Source organism: Shewanella sp. UCD-KL21 (genome assembly GCF_001957135.1).
Taxonomy (GTDB): Bacteria; Pseudomonadota; Gammaproteobacteria; order Enterobacterales; family Shewanellaceae; genus Shewanella.
Genome location: NZ_MPHK01000026.1, coordinates 23,962 through 41,018 on the forward strand (window position 1 = coordinate 23,962; position 17,057 = coordinate 41,018).

General features: G+C 42.0%; 13 protein-coding genes. 1 reads left to right on the forward strand and 12 read right to left on the reverse strand.

Annotated features, from left to right (window positions below; translation table 11 throughout):
* Positions 1-239: 239 nt before the first annotated feature.
* Together alaS and recA are read right to left on the reverse strand one after the other, a co-directional pair.
* Complete coding sequence (gene alaS, locus BM739_RS17840) at positions 240-2,864, reverse strand: alanine--tRNA ligase (protein ID WP_076542997.1); 2,625 nt, start codon at positions 2,862-2,864, stop codon at positions 240-242.
* Between the two features lie 411 nt (positions 2,865-3,275).
* Positions 3,276-4,340, reverse strand: a complete 1,065-nt coding sequence (gene recA, locus BM739_RS17845) for a recombinase RecA (protein ID WP_076542998.1) — start codon at positions 4,338-4,340, stop codon at positions 3,276-3,278.
* A gap of 422 nt (positions 4,341-4,762) precedes the next feature.
* On the opposite strand from recA, the gene mutS reads away from it, so the two are divergent.
* Positions 4,763-7,342, forward strand: coding sequence for a DNA mismatch repair protein MutS (mutS, locus tag BM739_RS17850; protein ID WP_076542999.1), 2,580 nt, complete (start codon positions 4,763-4,765; stop codon positions 7,340-7,342).
* Between the two features lie 270 nt (positions 7,343-7,612).
* Here mutS and rpoS read toward each other — a convergent pair whose 3' ends face one another.
* The 10 genes from rpoS to BM739_RS17900 all read right to left on the reverse strand — a co-directional run bounded on the left by rpoS (position 7,613) and on the right by BM739_RS17900 (position 17,016).
* Positions 7,613-8,593: an RNA polymerase sigma factor RpoS gene (rpoS, locus tag BM739_RS17855; RefSeq protein ID WP_076543000.1), complete on the reverse strand. Its 981-nt coding sequence runs from the start codon at positions 8,591-8,593 to the stop codon at positions 7,613-7,615.
* 76 nt (positions 8,594-8,669) lie between these two features.
* On the reverse strand, positions 8,670-9,542 hold the full coding sequence (locus BM739_RS17860) for a peptidoglycan DD-metalloendopeptidase family protein (RefSeq protein WP_076543001.1): 873 nt from the start codon (positions 9,540-9,542) through the stop codon (positions 8,670-8,672).
* 74 nt (positions 9,543-9,616) lie between these two features.
* Positions 9,617-10,252, reverse strand: a complete 636-nt coding sequence (locus tag BM739_RS17865) for a protein-L-isoaspartate(D-aspartate) O-methyltransferase (RefSeq protein WP_076543002.1) — start codon at positions 10,250-10,252, stop codon at positions 9,617-9,619.
* Complete coding sequence (gene surE, locus BM739_RS17870; RefSeq protein WP_076543003.1) at positions 10,249-10,998, reverse strand: 5'/3'-nucleotidase SurE; 750 nt, start codon at positions 10,996-10,998, stop codon at positions 10,249-10,251. The genes BM739_RS17865 and surE overlap by 4 nt, the downstream gene beginning before the upstream one ends.
* Before the next feature lie 3 nt (positions 10,999-11,001).
* Entirely contained in the window at positions 11,002-12,120 is a 1,119-nt protein-coding gene (gene truD, locus BM739_RS17875) for a tRNA pseudouridine(13) synthase TruD (protein ID WP_076543004.1), read from the reverse strand.
* A gap of 94 nt (positions 12,121-12,214) precedes the next feature.
* Positions 12,215-12,694, reverse strand: a complete 480-nt coding sequence (gene ispF / locus BM739_RS17880; RefSeq protein ID WP_076543017.1) for a 2-C-methyl-D-erythritol 2,4-cyclodiphosphate synthase — start codon at positions 12,692-12,694, stop codon at positions 12,215-12,217.
* Between the two features lie 14 nt (positions 12,695-12,708).
* Entirely contained in the window at positions 12,709-13,425 is a 717-nt protein-coding gene (gene ispD / locus BM739_RS17885; RefSeq protein ID WP_076543005.1) for a 2-C-methyl-D-erythritol 4-phosphate cytidylyltransferase, read from the reverse strand.
* Positions 13,426-13,431: 6 nt separating this feature from the next.
* Positions 13,432-13,734, reverse strand: coding sequence for a cell division protein FtsB (gene ftsB, locus BM739_RS17890; protein ID WP_076543006.1), 303 nt, complete (start codon positions 13,732-13,734; stop codon positions 13,432-13,434).
* Positions 13,735-13,824: 90 nt separating this feature from the next.
* Entirely contained in the window at positions 13,825-15,126 is a 1,302-nt protein-coding gene (eno, locus tag BM739_RS17895) for a phosphopyruvate hydratase (RefSeq protein WP_076543007.1), read from the reverse strand.
* A 252-nt stretch (positions 15,127-15,378) separates the two neighbouring features.
* A complete protein-coding gene (locus tag BM739_RS17900; RefSeq protein WP_076543008.1) occupies positions 15,379-17,016 on the reverse strand; it encodes a CTP synthase in 1,638 nt (545 codons plus the stop codon).
* Positions 17,017-17,057 lie beyond the last annotated feature (41 nt).

Genomic DNA, 17,057 nt, shown 5'->3' on the forward strand with positions numbered 1-17,057 from the left:
TAACATTTAGAGACCATTTTTTAGACAAAAGCAAAACAGATAATTTAATAAATTGCTGCTTATGCGTACAAAAAAAGCATAAAAGTTGCTTCAATTTAGAATTATAGTACCTTGAGTCAAAAAAGCGTAAAAAATGATACCTAAGAATGCTTTATAAGCTTGCCAAACCACTATCTCAAAGCTCAAGCTAATACTCAAGCCATAAAATGTCGTAAACACCTTATGGCTTAAGTTGTCAGTTAGCCTAAACGTTCGCTCAACCAAGGTTGAACTAAGGCTAATGCTGCATCTAAATTCTCTGGTTGTGTTCCGCCAGCTTGGGCCATATCAGGGCGTCCACCACCTTTACCGCCAACCTGCTGTGCTACCATTGCCACAAGCTCGCCAGCCTTAACCTTACCGACAAGATCTTTGCTCACACCGGCAATCAAGTTAACCTTTGCGTCACCAGCAATACCGAGCACGATAATTGATGACGGTAGCTTTTGCTTCAGCTCATCTTGCAAGCCTCGTAAAGATTTAGGGTCCACACCTTCAAGCTTTTTAACTAATACCTTGATGCCGTTCATCTCAACAGCTTCGCCAGCAATATCGGCACTGGCTGCTGCAGCTAACTTATCTTTTAGCTGCGACATTTCTTTCTCAAGGGATTTTACTTTATCAAGCTGTGCTTTTAGTTTTGCTACAACAGAGGCTGAATCTGACTTAAGCAGACTTGCTGCTTGTTCAAGTTGAGATTGCTGCTCAGCAACATATGCCATTGCTGCTGCGCCAGTTACCGCTTCAATACGGCGAATACCGGCAGCGATACCACCTTCAGAAGTGATTTTGAATAAACCAATATCACCAGTACGGTCAACATGGGTACCACCACAAAGTTCGATAGAGAAGTCACCCATGGTAACCACACGCACTTCGCTGTCATATTTCTCGCCAAACAACGCCATTGCGCCCTGCTCTTTGGCTTCATCAATCCCCATAACCGCAGTTTTTAATTCATGGTTACGACGAATTTGAGTATTAACCATGTCTTCAACTTGCTTGAGTTCAGCAGCGGTAACCGCTTCAAAGTGAGCAAAGTCAAAACGTAAACGCTCAGGGTTAACTAATGACCCTTTTTGATTTACATGGCTACCCAGCACATTGCGCAGTGCTGCATGTAATAAATGGGTCACTGAGTGGTTAAGCTGAGTGCGGTGACGAAGTTTTTTATCCACTTCAGCGCTAACGCTATCACCAACATTTAAAACACCAGCAACTAACTTGCCTTGATGACCGAAAGCTTGACCAAAAATTTGAGTATCGGTTACAGCAAAGTTAGTATCATTAATGGTTAAATGACCTTTATCGCCAACTTGACCGCCAGACTCAGCGTAAAACGGCGTATTATCTAATACAATGACCGCTTCTTGATCTGCCGCTAATGAATCAACCGCATTACCTTCTACATATATAGCTGTTACTTTGCCTTGACCATTTAGCTCGCTATAACCGCAAAACTCGGTTTCACCTTCAATTTTAAGGCCTGCATTATAGTCAGTACCAAAATTGCCTGCCGCTTGAGCTCGGCTACGCTGCTCAGCCATTGCCGCTTCAAAGCCAGCTTCATCAACAGTGATATCACGCTCACGACATACATCCGCGGTTAAGTCGACAGGGAAGCCATAGGTGTCATAAAGTTTAAATGCTGTTTCACCGTCTAAAATATCAGATTCAAGTGCATTAAGCGCTGTATCTAAAATACCTAGGCCACGCTCTAGCGTTCTAGCAAACTGCTCTTCTTCGGCTTTTAAAGACTTTTCAACAATCGCTTTCGCATCAACAAGGCCTTTAGCTGCATCGCCCATCACTTCAATTAATGTTGGCACTAATTTGTAGAAGAAGGTATCTGTCGCGCCAAGCTTGTTACCATGACGCACTGCGCGGCGAATAATACGGCGTAGTACATAGCCGCGACCTTCATTTGACGGCATTACACCGTCAGCAATTAAAAATGCACAAGAGCGAATGTGATCGGCAATAACCCGTAAAGATTTATTTTCTAAATCTTGGACACCAATGATTTCAGCTGTTTTAGCAATAAGCTGTTTGAAAATATCGATTTCATAGTTTGAATGTACGCCTTGCATAATCGCAGCAATACGCTCAATCCCCATACCAGTATCAACAGAAGGTTTTGGTAATGGTTTCATTTCGCCGTCAGCTTGACGGTTGTATTGCATGAATACGATATTCCAGATTTCAATGAAACGATCGCCATCTTCTTCTGGAGTACCAGGGCGGCCGCCCCAGATATGTTCGCCATGATCATAAAAGATTTCAGAACATGGGCCACAAGGACCTGTATCACCCATTTGCCAGAAGTTATCAGACGCATAAGGCGCACCTTTATTATCACCAATGCGGATAATATTTTCAGGGGCGACACCAATTTTTTTGGTCCAGATATCAAACGCTTCATCATCAGTTTCATAGATGGTGACGCATAAACGCTCAGTGGGAAGCTTTAATGTTTCTGTTAAAAAGCGCCATGCATAGCTAATGGCTTCTTCTTTGAAGTAATCACCAAAGCTGAAGTTACCTAACATTTCAAAGAAAGTATGGTGACGAGCGGTGTAACCTACATTATCAAGGTCGTTATGTTTACCACCAGCACGTACACAGCGTTGCGATGTTGTCGCTCGGGTATAGCTGCGCTTTTCTTGACCTAAAAAACAGTCTTTAAACTGATTCATACCGGCATTGGTGAATAGTAAAGTTGGGTCATTGTGAGGTACTAAAGAGCTACTATCGACAACTTGATGTTCGTTGTGACGAAAAAACTCTAGGAAAGCACTTCTTAGTTCTGCGGTAGTTTGAAACATGAAATCGCCCTAAAATGGATAAATCGTATTTATCAGGAAGCTGTTAGTCAGCGCTAAATTGCCAACATTATATACTTAAACAAACTATAGGTGCGACATTCTAGGGCAATAGATTGGCTATTTTAGGCTGGAATTTAACGATTTTGATCATCGAATATTTGATTGATTGTGCAATATCGCCATATTTATGGGTAATCAAAAAATTACCGCAACAAAAACAGCTGACAAAACGGCTAACAAGAGTTGCTATCAAGCTAATTGAAAGGCGCTGTTAAGCTGCAATTAGCGCAACAGCAAAATATAGCCTCTGACAGATTTGAGTGACATACTGATCAAATTGGATAAAAAAAAGCGGCGAGCATATAGCTCACCGCGATTTAATAATTCTAACTAGCTATAACTAGCAAAGGCTTAAAATACTTCACCGGTTTCTAAATCGATGTTTTCATCGGGTTTAGCTGGCGCTGCATCTTTTTCTTTATCTTTACTAAGCAATAACTCACGTAATGCAGTTTCGATCTCTTCAGCCGCTGCAGGGTTTTCAATTAGGTACTTACCGGCATTTGCACGGCCTTGACCAATTTTACCACCTTTGTAGCTATACCAAGCACCTGCTTTTTCAACAAGCTTATGTGCCACACCTAAATCAACTAGCTCACCAGTACGGTTAATACCCTTACCGTACAAGATTTGGAATTCAGCTTGTCTAAATGGCGCTGCAATTTTGTTTTTAACCACTTTAACTCGGGTTTCGTTACCAACCACTTGATCGCCATCTTTGATTGCACCTGTACGGCGAATATCCAAACGAACTGAGGCGTAAAACTTAAGTGCGTTACCACCTGTTGTAGTTTCTGGGTTACCGAACATCACACCAATTTTCATACGAATTTGGTTAATGAAAATCAATAGCGTGTTTGATTGCTTAAGGTTACCTGCAAGTTTACGCATTGCTTGGCTCATCATCCGAGCGGCAAGGCCCATGTGTGAGTCACCAATTTCGCCTTCAATTTCAGCTTTTGGCGTTAATGCGGCCACTGAATCGACAATAATCACATCAACTGCGCCAGAGCGCGTTAAGGCATCACAAATCTCTAGTGCTTGTTCACCCGTATCTGGTTGTGAACAAAGTAGGTTATCAATATCAACACCAAGGTTTTTAGCATAGATAGGGTCAAGAGCATGCTCAGCATCGATAAACGCACAGGTTTTACCTTGGCGCTGCGCTGCTGCAATCACTTCTAGGGTTAAGGTTGTTTTACCTGATGACTCAGGACCGTAGATTTCTACGATACGACCCATAGGTAATCCACCCGCACCTAAGGCAACATCCAATGAAAGTGAGCCAGTAGAAATGGTTTCAACATCCATTGTGCGGTCTGCGCCCAACTTCATGATTGAACCTTTACCAAATTGCTTCTCAATTTGACCTAACACGGCATTCAGTGCTTTCTCTTTATTTGGATCTGCTTTCATTGTGATTATCCCTCTAAGCGAACTCATCTCATTGGCGAGATTGATAACGAATAAATTTGTCTGTTTCTTAATATGAGCTCAGTATACTGTATAATCATACAGTATCAATAGTTACTCAAAAAAAAATTACAAAACCACTAACAACTAAGATTTTTTAAGTTTAATATCAATACTTTATAGTAAAAAATATAATAACAACTTCTACACCACTGTATATAAAGACTACTGTATACAGTGGTTTTAATATGTTAACCATCTGACAAATAAGCCAATAGTTATACTCTTCCAACTCGATAATAGCAGTTCAAATCCGCGCTAAATTAGTAACTCTATTGGGATTCAAATCAATTATTGCTAAGATGAGCGCCGATTAGTATTGGTCTTTTTTCCGATCCCCAAGCCATATTTAGAGCAACAAATTAATGACAGCAATTGAAAATCCAAATTTAGAAAAGCACACTCCGATGATGCGCCAATATTTGACGCTTAAAGCGCAGCATCCCGATATGTTGTTGTTTTATCGTATGGGAGATTTTTATGAATTATTTTATGAAGATGCCAAACTTGCTTCTGAATTTTTAGGAATTTCGTTGACCGCTAGAGGCAAAAGTGGTGGTAATGCCATCCCTATGGCAGGTATTCCCTACCACTCTGTTGAAGGCTATTTAGCTAAATTAGTCCAAATTGGTCAATCGGCAGCTATTTGTGAACAAATTGGCGATCCTGCGACAAGTAAAGGCCCGGTTGAGCGTAAAGTTGTCCGTATTGTAACCCCAGGCACCTTAACTGATGAAGCCTTACTGCAAGAGCGTCAAGACAATCTATTAGCTGCGGTTTATCAAGGTAAAAATGGTTTCGGCTACTCGACTTTAGATGTGTCATCAGGGCGCTTTGTGGTCGTCGAATTAGAAAACGCTGAGACATTAGAAGCTGAATTACAACGTACCAGCCCCGCAGAGCTACTTTACAGCGAAGACTTATTGGATGTGCATTTAATTGAAAACATTAAAGGTATTCGTCGCCGCCCAGAATGGGAATTTGATTACGATACCAGCATACAGCTATTGCTGGAGCAATTTGGCACTAAAGATTTACATGGCTTTGGCATTACAGATGCACGCTTATCACTGCAAGCTGCTGGCTGCTTAATGCAATATGTCAAAGACACCCAAAAGACAGCGTTACCGCACATCAATAGCATTACCCTTTTCAATCAAGCTGATACCATCATTTTAGATGCTGCTACCAGACGTAACCTTGAGCTGACGCTAAACCTATCAGGAAATCGTGACAATACTCTGGCATGGGTGTTAGATAAAACGGCAACCCCAATGGGCAGTAGAATGCTGCAACGCTGGATCCATCAGCCATTAAGAAACCAACAGCATATTCATCAGCGCCAGCAAGCGGTTGCCGAGCTAATTGATAGCGGTTTGTATGCCGACTTACACCAACAACTGAAAGCTTTAGGTGATATCGAGCGCATTATGGCCAGACTTGCCATAAGAAGTGCACGCCCACGGGATTTTGCCCGTTTACGCCAAGCATTAGAATTACTGCCTGAAATCCAGCAAACCTTAAGCCATTGTCAGCAAGATGAACTGCAGACCCTAACGCGAAAACTGGGAGAGTTCCCTGAGCAGCAACAGCTTTTAGCCTCAGCGATTGTTGATAACCCACCCATGCTAATTCGTGATGGTGGAGTTATTAAAACTGGCTATAACGCCGAGCTTGATGAGTGGCGGGGTTTAAGTGAAGGCGCTAATGACTATTTAGTGCAAATGGAGCTGCGAGAAAAAGAGCAAACTGGCATTAATACCCTTAAAGTCGGCTATAACCGAGTGCACGGTTATTATATTGAAGTCAGCCGCCTGCAATCTGATCAAGTGCCGCTCAGCTATCAACGCCGTCAAACCTTAAAAAATACTGAACGTTATATCACCCCAGAACTTAAAGAGTACGAAGAAAAAGTACTTTCAAGTCAGGGCAAGGCGTTGGCGATTGAGAAAAAACTATGGGAAGAGCTGTTTGATTTATTGCTGCCAAAACTACATGAGTTGCAGCTATTTGCTCAGTCCGCATCAGAGTTGGATGTATTAAGTAATTTCGCTGAACGAGCTGAAACCCTTGGCTATAACTGCCCGCAAATTACTCACGATATTGGTATTCATATTGAAGCCGGTCGCCATCCGGTAGTGGAGCTAGTCAGCCAAAGTCCCTTCATTGCTAACCCCGTGCAATTAGCACCTTCAAGAAGAATGCTAGTGGTTACAGGTCCTAATATGGGCGGTAAATCGACTTATATGCGCCAAGTGGCATTAATCACCCTGATGGCACATATCGGCAGTTTTGTTCCGGCACAAAAAGCAGTGATAGGCCCAATAGATCGAATATTTACCCGTATTGGTGCTTCCGATGATTTAGCATCAGGGCGCTCAACCTTTATGGTAGAAATGACCGAAACCGCCAATATTTTACATAACGCAACGGCCAAAAGCTTAGTGTTGATGGATGAAATTGGCCGCGGCACCTCAACCTATGATGGTTTATCTTTGGCCTGGTCCGCGGCAGAATACTTAGCTGAAAAAGTGGCGGCATTAACGCTATTTGCCACCCATTACTTTGAGTTGACTCAATTGCCGGAACAGATCCCATCAGCTGCGAATGTGCATTTAGATGCCATCGAACATGGTGACACTATTGCCTTTATGCATGCAGTGCAAGATGGCGCGGCAAGTAAAAGCTATGGTTTACAGGTGGCGTCTTTAGCGGGTGTTCCAGCCCATGTGATCAAAGCCGCTAAACAAAAGCTGCATATGCTAGAAAGTAGAGATTTGGCCAATAGCCAGCAAATGCCAATTCAAGAAGCATTAAATTTATCTATGCCTGAAGCTGAAGCGAATGCTGCAACTGAAAAACTCAGTCAAATCAATCCTGATGATTACAGCCCTAAACAAGCACTTGATATGCTTTATGAACTTAAAAGGCTATCAAACTTGTAAGTGCTGAGCGCAATTGTGCTCAGTATAAAATCTGAATGGGCTGTTTAAAACGGCTCATTCATTACAATTACAATTAAAATTACAATTACAATTACAATTACAATTACAAGGATTAAACGCGCATAACTAACACTTAAAACCTAGCTTCATTAACGATTATAATGCTCAGGCTCTATAAAAATGAGTAAAAAAAAGCCAACAAAAAAGGACAACCTGTGTCCTCAAAGATAAATAACCCTAAGCGTAAATTAATCGCTTAAAAGGTTGGCGTTAATTTCTAAATAACGCTTCTACTGATAGGCCTTGTGCCCCTAATACATCTTTCAAACGCTTTAACGCTTCGACTTGAATTTGACGCACACGTTCCCGTGTTAATCCAATTTCAGCCCCTACGTTTTCTAACGTTGATGGTTCATAACCTAATAAACCAAAACGCCGTGCTAATACTTCTCTTTGTTTCGTATTTAGCTCATTTAACCAACCAACAATTGAATTGGATAAGTCTTCATCCTGTACTTTATAATCTGGTCCAACTGAATCATCATCTGCAATAACATCTAACAAAGCTTTATCGTTATCCCCGCCTAGTGGGGTATCTACAGAGGTGATTTTTTCGTTTAGTTTAAGCATTCGACTGACATCGCTAGTAGAGACATCTAATTTGTCTGCGATTTCTTCTGCCGTTGGCTCATGATCAAGTTTTTGCGCAAGCTGTCTTGCCGTTCGCAAGTATACATTTAGCTCTTTAACTACATGAATAGGTAAACGAATGGTCCGAGTTTGATTCATGATCGCTCTTTCGATGGTTTGTCTAATCCACCAAGTCGCGTAAGTGGAAAAACGAAAACCTCTTTCCGGATCAAACTTTTCGACTGCGCGAATAAGTCCTAAGTTTCCTTCTTCGATAAGATCCAGTAATGCTAATCCTCGGTTGTTATACCTTCTGGCAATTTTTACAACCAATCTTAGATTACTTTCTATCATGCGGTTACGAGACTTCTCGCAGCCTTTGAGTGCTTTACGTGAAAAGAAGACTTCTTCTTCTGCACTAAGCAAAGGGGAAAAACCGATCTCACCTAGATATAGTTGAGTGGCGTCAAGATTCTTTTGAAGATCATCTTGAACTTGTTGGTCAATGTCGGATTGCTGTCCTGGTTTGGCATTTTTTGCCTCCTTCAGCGCAATCTCTTGTGGTTGTTTAGATAAATCCATAAGCTCTTCTGCTACTGCAGCATTTTGTTTCTGGCTCATATGGTGCTCTCCCAAACCTGATAAAAATTAAGTTGTTTTCGTGCGAGTATCCTCCGTTAGAATGTGAATTAAACAATTAGCGTTTAGGTAAATAATTTAGTGGGTTTACTGACTTACCATGGAGACGAATTTCAAAATGTAACATCACCTGGTTTGTCCCTGTGCTACCCATTTTCGCAACGGTCTGTCCAGCATTTACATATTGCTTTTCTTTGACCAATATTGCATCTGCATGAGCATAAGCACTTAAAAAGTCATCATTGTGTTTAATAATGACCAAATTGCCATAGCCCCGAAGTGCATTACCTGCATAAACAACTCTTCCATCAGCTGCAGCCTTGATAATGTCGCCTCTGGAACCAGCGATTTTTATGCCTTGATTGCCCTGCTGAGTGCTAGAGAAATAACCTACAATCTTACCTTTTGTTGGCCAGTTCCACTGACTCACTTTATCTGGCAAGGTTGAAACAGATTTTTCCGCTATTTGAACCGTTTTCTCTTGGGTAGTTTTTACAGAATACGCAGGCTTAGCTTTGTGATCAAGCTCTTTTTTTGTACTATTTTGATTTGTCGTTGTTACAGGCTTTTTTTGTGCTGAAGTTTGTTTTGTAACCGTTTTATTAGCAGGCTTTGAGTTGGTGTTCGCTACAGCGACCGGTTTTGGTGCAGGCTTGGCTGCAGGCTTAGTGCGCTGTGGCTTGGTGAGTTTTAATGTTTGCCCTGGATAGATAGTATAAGGTGCTTTTAAGCCATTATATTGAGCGATTTTATTAAAATCTTGCCCTGCGCCCCAAGAAATTGAGTAAAGAGTATCACCACGTTTTACCTTATAACTGCCAGAGGTAATAGAGCCTTTATTAAATTTTTGACCAGTATTACTCGAAATACTCGTAACGGGTGCAGGGGTATGGGCTTGAAAGCTACAGCCTGAAATAAACAGCAATAACATTGTAATCCAAGGCCAATTACGACACTTCAACTTTGTCTCCATCATACTTTTGAAATATCGCCCTTGCGTCACTGTTAAGCTAAGTCGCCATTGATTAACGGCACAAACTTAACCGATTCGATAATTTGTGATTGAAACTCATTTTGTTTACGAGTGATTTTTAATAACTGCTGCGAGTCTTCGCCAACGGGGATCACTAGCACGCCGCCTTCAGCCAGTTGCGCCAATAATGCTTCAGGTACCGATGCTGCAGCTGCTGTTACCATAATGGCATCAAATGGGCCTTTATTGGTCCAACCTTTCCAACCGTCACCATATTTAAAAGACACATTATGTAAATCTAAGCGCTTTAAACGTTGTCTCGCTTGAATTTGTAGCGCCTTGATCCGCTCAATAGTACAAAGCTGTGGTACCAATTGCGCTAAAATCGCTGCTTGATAACCTGAACCAGTTCCAATTTCAAGTACTCTGGCGGGGTTATGCTGTAGTAATAACTCCGTCATTCTAGCGACAATATAAGGCTGAGAGATAGTTTGGCCTTGCCCAATTGGTAAAGCGGTATTCTCGTAAGCTTTATGGGCTAATGCCCCATCGAGAAATAACTCCCTTGGGGTATTTGACACCGCCTGCAACACAGTGTGATTGCGGATCCCTGCTTCATGCAGTTTTTTAGCTAAATTAAGGGCAACAGTTGAAGCTACCTGGCTCATAGTTTATTAATCCAGTTTTCTAAGTCAGCAAGCTGATCATACGCAGTTAAGTCGACCGTTAGCGGAGTAATTGAAACATAACCTTGTTCAACTGTACCAAAGTCTGTATCAGCGCTAGCATCTTGTTCTTTGCCCGGAGGCCCAAGCCAGTATATATCTCTTCCAGCAGGATCTTGAGCTTTGATCATGCCTTCAGCTTTATGTCTTGAGCCTAAGCGAGTAATTCTCATGCCTTTGATTTGTTCAAGCGGTAAATCGGGCACATTTACATTTAATATTTGATCGTTATTAATAGGATGCTCAAGTAAACCTTGCACTATTTTAGCGGCATAGATTGCTGCGCTATCGTAATGACGTAATTCTTTGCCCACTAATGATACCGCTATTGCAGGTAGGCCTAAAAAGCGTCCTTCCATTGCGGCGGCGACCGTACCTGAGTAAAGGGTATCATCACCCATATTCGCCCCAGCATTAATGCCTGACACCACAATATCAGGCTCTACTGGACATAATTCTCTAATGGCTAAATGAACACAATCTGACGGTGTGCCATTGACCGCAATAGCGCCATTATCTAAGTTATTAATTCTTAATGGATTAGTCAAGGTTAAAGAATTACTGGCTGCCGAGCAATTCCTATCAGGCGCAACGACTAACACATTAGCCATTTTAGTTAACTCTGCCGCTAGGGCTTTAATTCCTGGAGCTGTTACACCATCATCATTGCTGACTAATATGTTAATCATCACTTAACCTTCTGGAGTGTTTTTAGTGGTGTCATTTGTAACGCTGTTGGCAAATTGCTGCGCTTGCTCTTGCTGCTGCATTGCCACCATTTGTTGTCGCTGCACTTCTTGAACATCTTGATAATCCAGCAGCTCCCGCAATACTGAAGTCGCATAGCTACCTGCTGGTAAAATAAACTCGATGACTAACACATCATCACTTTCAAACCGGTATTTTAGCGCTTGGGGTTTTAATAATAATGGTCGACGTTCTTGCTCTAAACCCGCTTGCTCAAGCCCGGTTAAATCGGTGCTTAACTCAGCTAACGCTGCTTGTTCAACTACTGATGCAAGCCCTTGAGTAGGGAGTTCACCTCTGCCCCACAATGGCGCTGATAACTGAATGTCATCGTCAGCTAAACGCTTCATTGTGGCCTCATCCCATGACTGCGCAACAAAAAAACTTTTACTGCCCGCTAACATGACGCAATCACCATTAATAGGTGCAATACCATTTTTACTCAAACGGTAGGACACTGCAGTATTAAACGCATTAGAACGCACTGCAGATAAGTACATGCTGCGTTTTTTTCTATCTTTAACTTTTTTACCCGCGAGCATTTGCTGACCAAAAATTAAGTTTTTACCTTTATGGCCAAAACGCTGCTCTCCAAAATAGTTAGGCACGCCCATTTCAGCCACTTTTAGAATCCGTTGTTCAAGCGCGGCTTTATCGGATACATTACGTAAAGTCAGCTCAAACCGATTACCCAGCAGTGCGCCAATACGCAGTTTTTTACTGTGGCGTTGGCTTGATAAGATGGTTAAGTGCTCATCAGACAGTGATTGCCAATCAGGGGTTTCTTTCCCTGGAATACGTACCCCAAACCATTGCTCTGTTACAGCATTTCTGTCTTTTTGGCCTGCGTATGTCACTTCTTTTTGATGCACTTTGGCAAACTTAGCTAACATTTCTGCCACTTGCGTGGTATTTAAGCCATCTTTACGAACATGGATCATATGATGCTCGCCTTCGCCAGTTGGGCTAAAAGGCAGCATTTCTTTAACGATAAAGTCACTGTTTACTGTGCGTAGATCAGCAGTGCAATCAGGCTTGCCAAATAAATAAAATAACGGAGTCATGTTTCTTCTCAAATGAGCTAATGATGTAATTGCAGCTCTTGAGTGCAATTAGCTTACGTGACGTTAATAGACGAAATATCGTCAATTATCTGTGTTAATCTCGCACCATAAGCACGACCGACTCAACTGCTATGCCTTCTTTGCGGCCAGTAAAGCCCAGTTTTTCGGTGGTGGTGGCTTTCACATTAATATTATCGATATTGGTACATAGGTCTTCAGCCAAACATTGTCTAATGGCGTCAATGTGTGGCAACATTTTTGGCGCTTGTGCGATAACAGTGACATCAAGGTTACCAATATAAAATTGTTTAGCTTGCGCCAATGCAAAACAATGGCGCAATAATACCCTGCTATCGGCACCTTCAAACTCGGCATCGGTATCAGGGAAATGTTTACCAATATCACCTAATGCCATGGCACCCAGAATGGCATCACTTACTGCATGCAACACCACATCACCATCAGAGTGAGCAATTAAACCTGTTTCGTATGGCACAGTAACACCACCAAGGATCAGCGGTTTATCGCCACCAAATTTATGTACATCAAAACCATGACCAATGCGTATATTCAGCATAATAATAACCGTTATTTTTGAGAATTTATGTGAGATAAAAACAGCGCTGCTAACTGCAAGTCATCAGGGTGAGTGACTTTAATATTGTCTGCGCGGCCTGTTACTAAACCTGGGTTAACACCAGCCCACTCCATGGCGCTGGCTTCATCGGTAATTTGCACGCCTTGTTTAAGTGCATCACTTAAATGTTGCTGCAAGCTTTTGCAGGGAAATAGTTGCGGCGTTAATGCATGCCAAAGATGGTCACGTGATACTGTTTCACTAATTAGATTAGTTGAGTTAGCACTGCGCTTCATGGTGTCTCTAACCGGCATGGCTAAAATCGCCCCTTGTGGACAGTCAACTCTAGCATTAAGTAATTTATCGATATCACTGTGAGTTAAGCAAGGTCTCGCGGCATCGTGGACTAATGCCCAATTAGACTCCGTGGTTTCATTGTCAATCGACACTAAAGCACGCAATACAGAATCTGCACGTTCTTGACCGCCTATAACCGTGTTCACTTTAGGGTGGTTTGCTTGAGATAAAGTCGCAAAAAAGCTGTCTTCAGGGTGCAGCGCTACGATAACTTGCTTGATTTTTTTATGCGTAATCAAGCTATCTAAGGTGTGGGCTAAGATACTTTGCTCACCTAAAGCTAAATATTGTTTGGGAATAGTCGCCCCCATCCTTGCACCAATACCGGCAGCAGGGACAATCGCGATAACAGATTGATTCTCAACGTTCATAGGATGTTATTGACCAAAAGTAGCATTGTTTCGAGGGTTGTTGCCAACGACGCGATAAAAAGTTTCACCTTCTTTTACCATACCTAACTCATTTCGAGCACGTTCTTCGATCGCTTCAGTGCCGCGTTTTAAATCGATGATTTCCGCTTTTAAAATTTGATTTCTAGCGATGAGTTTATCGTTACTGGCTTGTTGGCTGGCAATCTGTTTTTTCAGATTCATATATTGGGTTAAATTATTTTCGCCCAGCCATAATCGATACTGTAATAAACCGACTAAGATCAAAAGTAATAGTAATAGGCTTTTCATAGGGCTAATGTGGCGAAATTAATGATTAATCCCACTATAGTACAACAAAAAAGGCCACCTAGTGGTGGCCTTTTTTTAGCTCAAGGAAAATTAACCTTGGCCTTTGACTTCTTTAAGACCGTTATACGGTGCTTTTGAGCCTAATGCTTCTTCGATACGTAGCAGTTGGTTGTACTTAGCAACGCGATCAGAGCGGCTTAATGAACCGGTTTTGATTTGCCCTGCTGCAGTACCTACAGCAAGATCTGCAATAGTTGCATCTTCAGTTTCACCTGAGCGGTGAGAGATAACCACGGTGAAACCCGCATCTTTAGCCATTTTGATTGCTGCTAACGTTTCAGTTAACGAACCAATTTGGTTAAATTTGATTAGGATTGAGTTAGCAATACCGTTGTCGATACCACGCTTAAGGATCTTAGTGTTAGTTACGAATAAATCGTCACCTACTAATTGAATTTTATCACCTAGAAGCTTAGTTTGGTGTGCGAAACCATCCCAGTCAGACTCGTCAAGACCGTCTTCGATAGATACGATTGGGTACTGTTCAGTCAAATCTTTAAGGAAGTAGTTAAACTCTTCAGAGGTGAATTTCTTGCCTTCACCTTTAAGGTCGTAGATGTTGGCTTCTTTATCAAAGAACTCAGATGCAGCACAATCCATCGCTAAGGTAATGTCTTTACCTAGCTCGTAACCTGCGTTTGCAACAGCCACTTTGATTGCAGCAAGTGCAGCTTCGTTAGACTCAAGGTTTGGCGCGAAACCACCTTCATCACCCACAGCAGTCGAGTGGCCACCTGCTTTAAGAACTTTAGCAAGGCTATGGAATACTTCAGCGCCCATACGTAGGCCTTCACGGAAGTTAGCTGCGCCAACAGGCTGGATCATAAATTCTTGAATGTCTACTGAGTTATCAGCGTGCTCACCACCATTGATGATGTTCATCATTGGAAGAGGCATAGAGTAAACACCAGAAGTACCGTTTAGATCAGCAATGTGAGCGTATAAAGGTACTTTCTTAGAAATAGCAGCCGCTTTAGCAGCAGCAAGAGAAACCGCTAGGATAGCGTTTGCGCCAAACTTAGCTTTGTTTTCTGTGCCATCTAAGTCGATCATGATTTGATCAAGCTCAGCTTGTGCTAGTGCATCTTTACCCTTTAACGCTTCAGCGATTGGGCCATTGACAGCTTCAACAGCTTTAAGAACACCTTTACCTAAGTAACGTGCTTTGTCGCCATCACGTAATTCAAGTGCTTCACGAGAACCTGTTGATGCACCTGATGGTGCTGCAGCCATACCGATAGAACCGTCAGCAAGGTGAACCTCAGCTTCTACCGTTGGGTTACCGCGTGAATCCATGATTTCACGACCAATGACGTTAATAATGTTAGCCATAATTCCCTCAATATATGTAAGTTAAATATTAAAATAGAAAATCAATACCAATAAACACCGACAATTTATTAATAATGGCGTAATTATTGGTATTTCACTTTCAGTTTGGTAATAAAAGGTCAACTGGAGCCATAGCATAGACCGATTATCGTTATGCGGCAACTACCAAGGTCACATCTATTAGATCGCAGATAAAAAATTGACCAGATAAAAAAAAGCCACTGATATGATTATCAGTGGCTTTATTATTAATTACTCAGCATCACCTTTTTGGTGAATTGCTGCAGCCGCAACAAAACCTTCAAATAATGGATGACCATCACGAGGCGTTGAAGTGAACTCTGGGTGGAATTGACCAGCGACAAACCAAGGGTGATTAGGAAGCTCAATCATTTCCACTAATTTGCGATCTGATGATAAACCACTAAATACTAGGCCAGCTTTTTCTAAGCGTTCAACATAGTTGTTGTTCACTTCAAAACGGTGACGATGACGTTCAACACAAGTTGTAGAGTTATATGCAGCAGCGGCTTTAGAACCTTCAGCTAAATGACATAACTGTGCGCCTAAACGCATAGTGCCACCTAAATCAGACGCTTCATGGCGCTGCTCAACATTACCTTCTTCATTGATCCATTCTGTGATCAAACCAATGACTGGATGTTCTGTTTCAGGTTTAAACTCAGTTGAATGAGCCCCTTCAAGCTTAGCAACGTGTCGAGCAAACTCGATCAATGCCACTTGCATACCTAAACAAATACCAAAATATGGAATGTTATTTTCACGGGCATATTGCGCCGCAAAGATTTTACCTTCAACACCACGCTCACCGAAACCACCAGGAACCAAAATACCGTCTAAACCTTCAAGTACTTCAGCGCCTTTAGCTTCTACTGTTTGTGAATCAACATACTGAATATTCACTGTTAAGCGGTTTTTAAGGCCAGCATGCTTAAGTGCTTCATTCACAGACTTATAAGCATCAGGTAGTTCGATGTATTTACCCACCATACCAATGGTAATTTCACCATTTGGGTTAGCTTCTTGATAAATAACATTTTCCCACTCAGACAAATCAGCATCATTACAATCGATACCAAAACGCTTGATCACTAAGTCATCAAGACCTTGTGAGCGTAATAACGCAGGGATCTTATAAATACTGTCGACATCTTTTAATGAGATAACGGCTTTTTCTTCTACGTTACAAAATAGCGAGATTTTCGCTTTTTCATTGGCAGGAATAGCGCGATCGCCACGACAAACTAATACGTCTGGGGCAATACCAATTGAACGCAACTCTTTAACAGAATGTTGTGTTGGCTTGGTTTTAATTTCACCTGCAGCGCCTAAAAACGGCACTAAGGTTAAATGCATGAATAATGTGCGGTCACGTCCTAGCTCAGCACCTAATTGACGAATTGACTCTAAGAAAGGCAAAGATTCGATATCGCCCACTGTGCCGCCAATTTCAACGATACATACATCGTGACCTTCGCCGCCTTCAAGTACTTTTTCTTTAATCGCATTAGTAATGTGCGGGATCACCTGAATGGTGGCACCTAAATAATCACCACGACGCTCTTTACGTAGCACTTGCTCGTAAATACGACCGGTAGTGAAGTTATTACGACGGTTCATCTTGGTTCTAATGAAACGCTCGTAGTGACCTAAGTCTAAATCGGTTTCAGCACCATCTTCAGTAACGAATACTTCACCATGCTGAGTCGGGCTCATGGTGCCTGGATCAACGTTAATGTATGGGTCAAGTTTCATAATGGTTACATTGAGGCCACGCGCCTCTAAAATTGCTGCTAATGAAGCTGCTGCAATGCCTTTACCTAGTGATGAAACAACGCCACCAGTAACGAAGATATACCTTGTAGTCATGCTGAACCTGAGAATGTGAGATTGAAAATAACGTGCTTGTA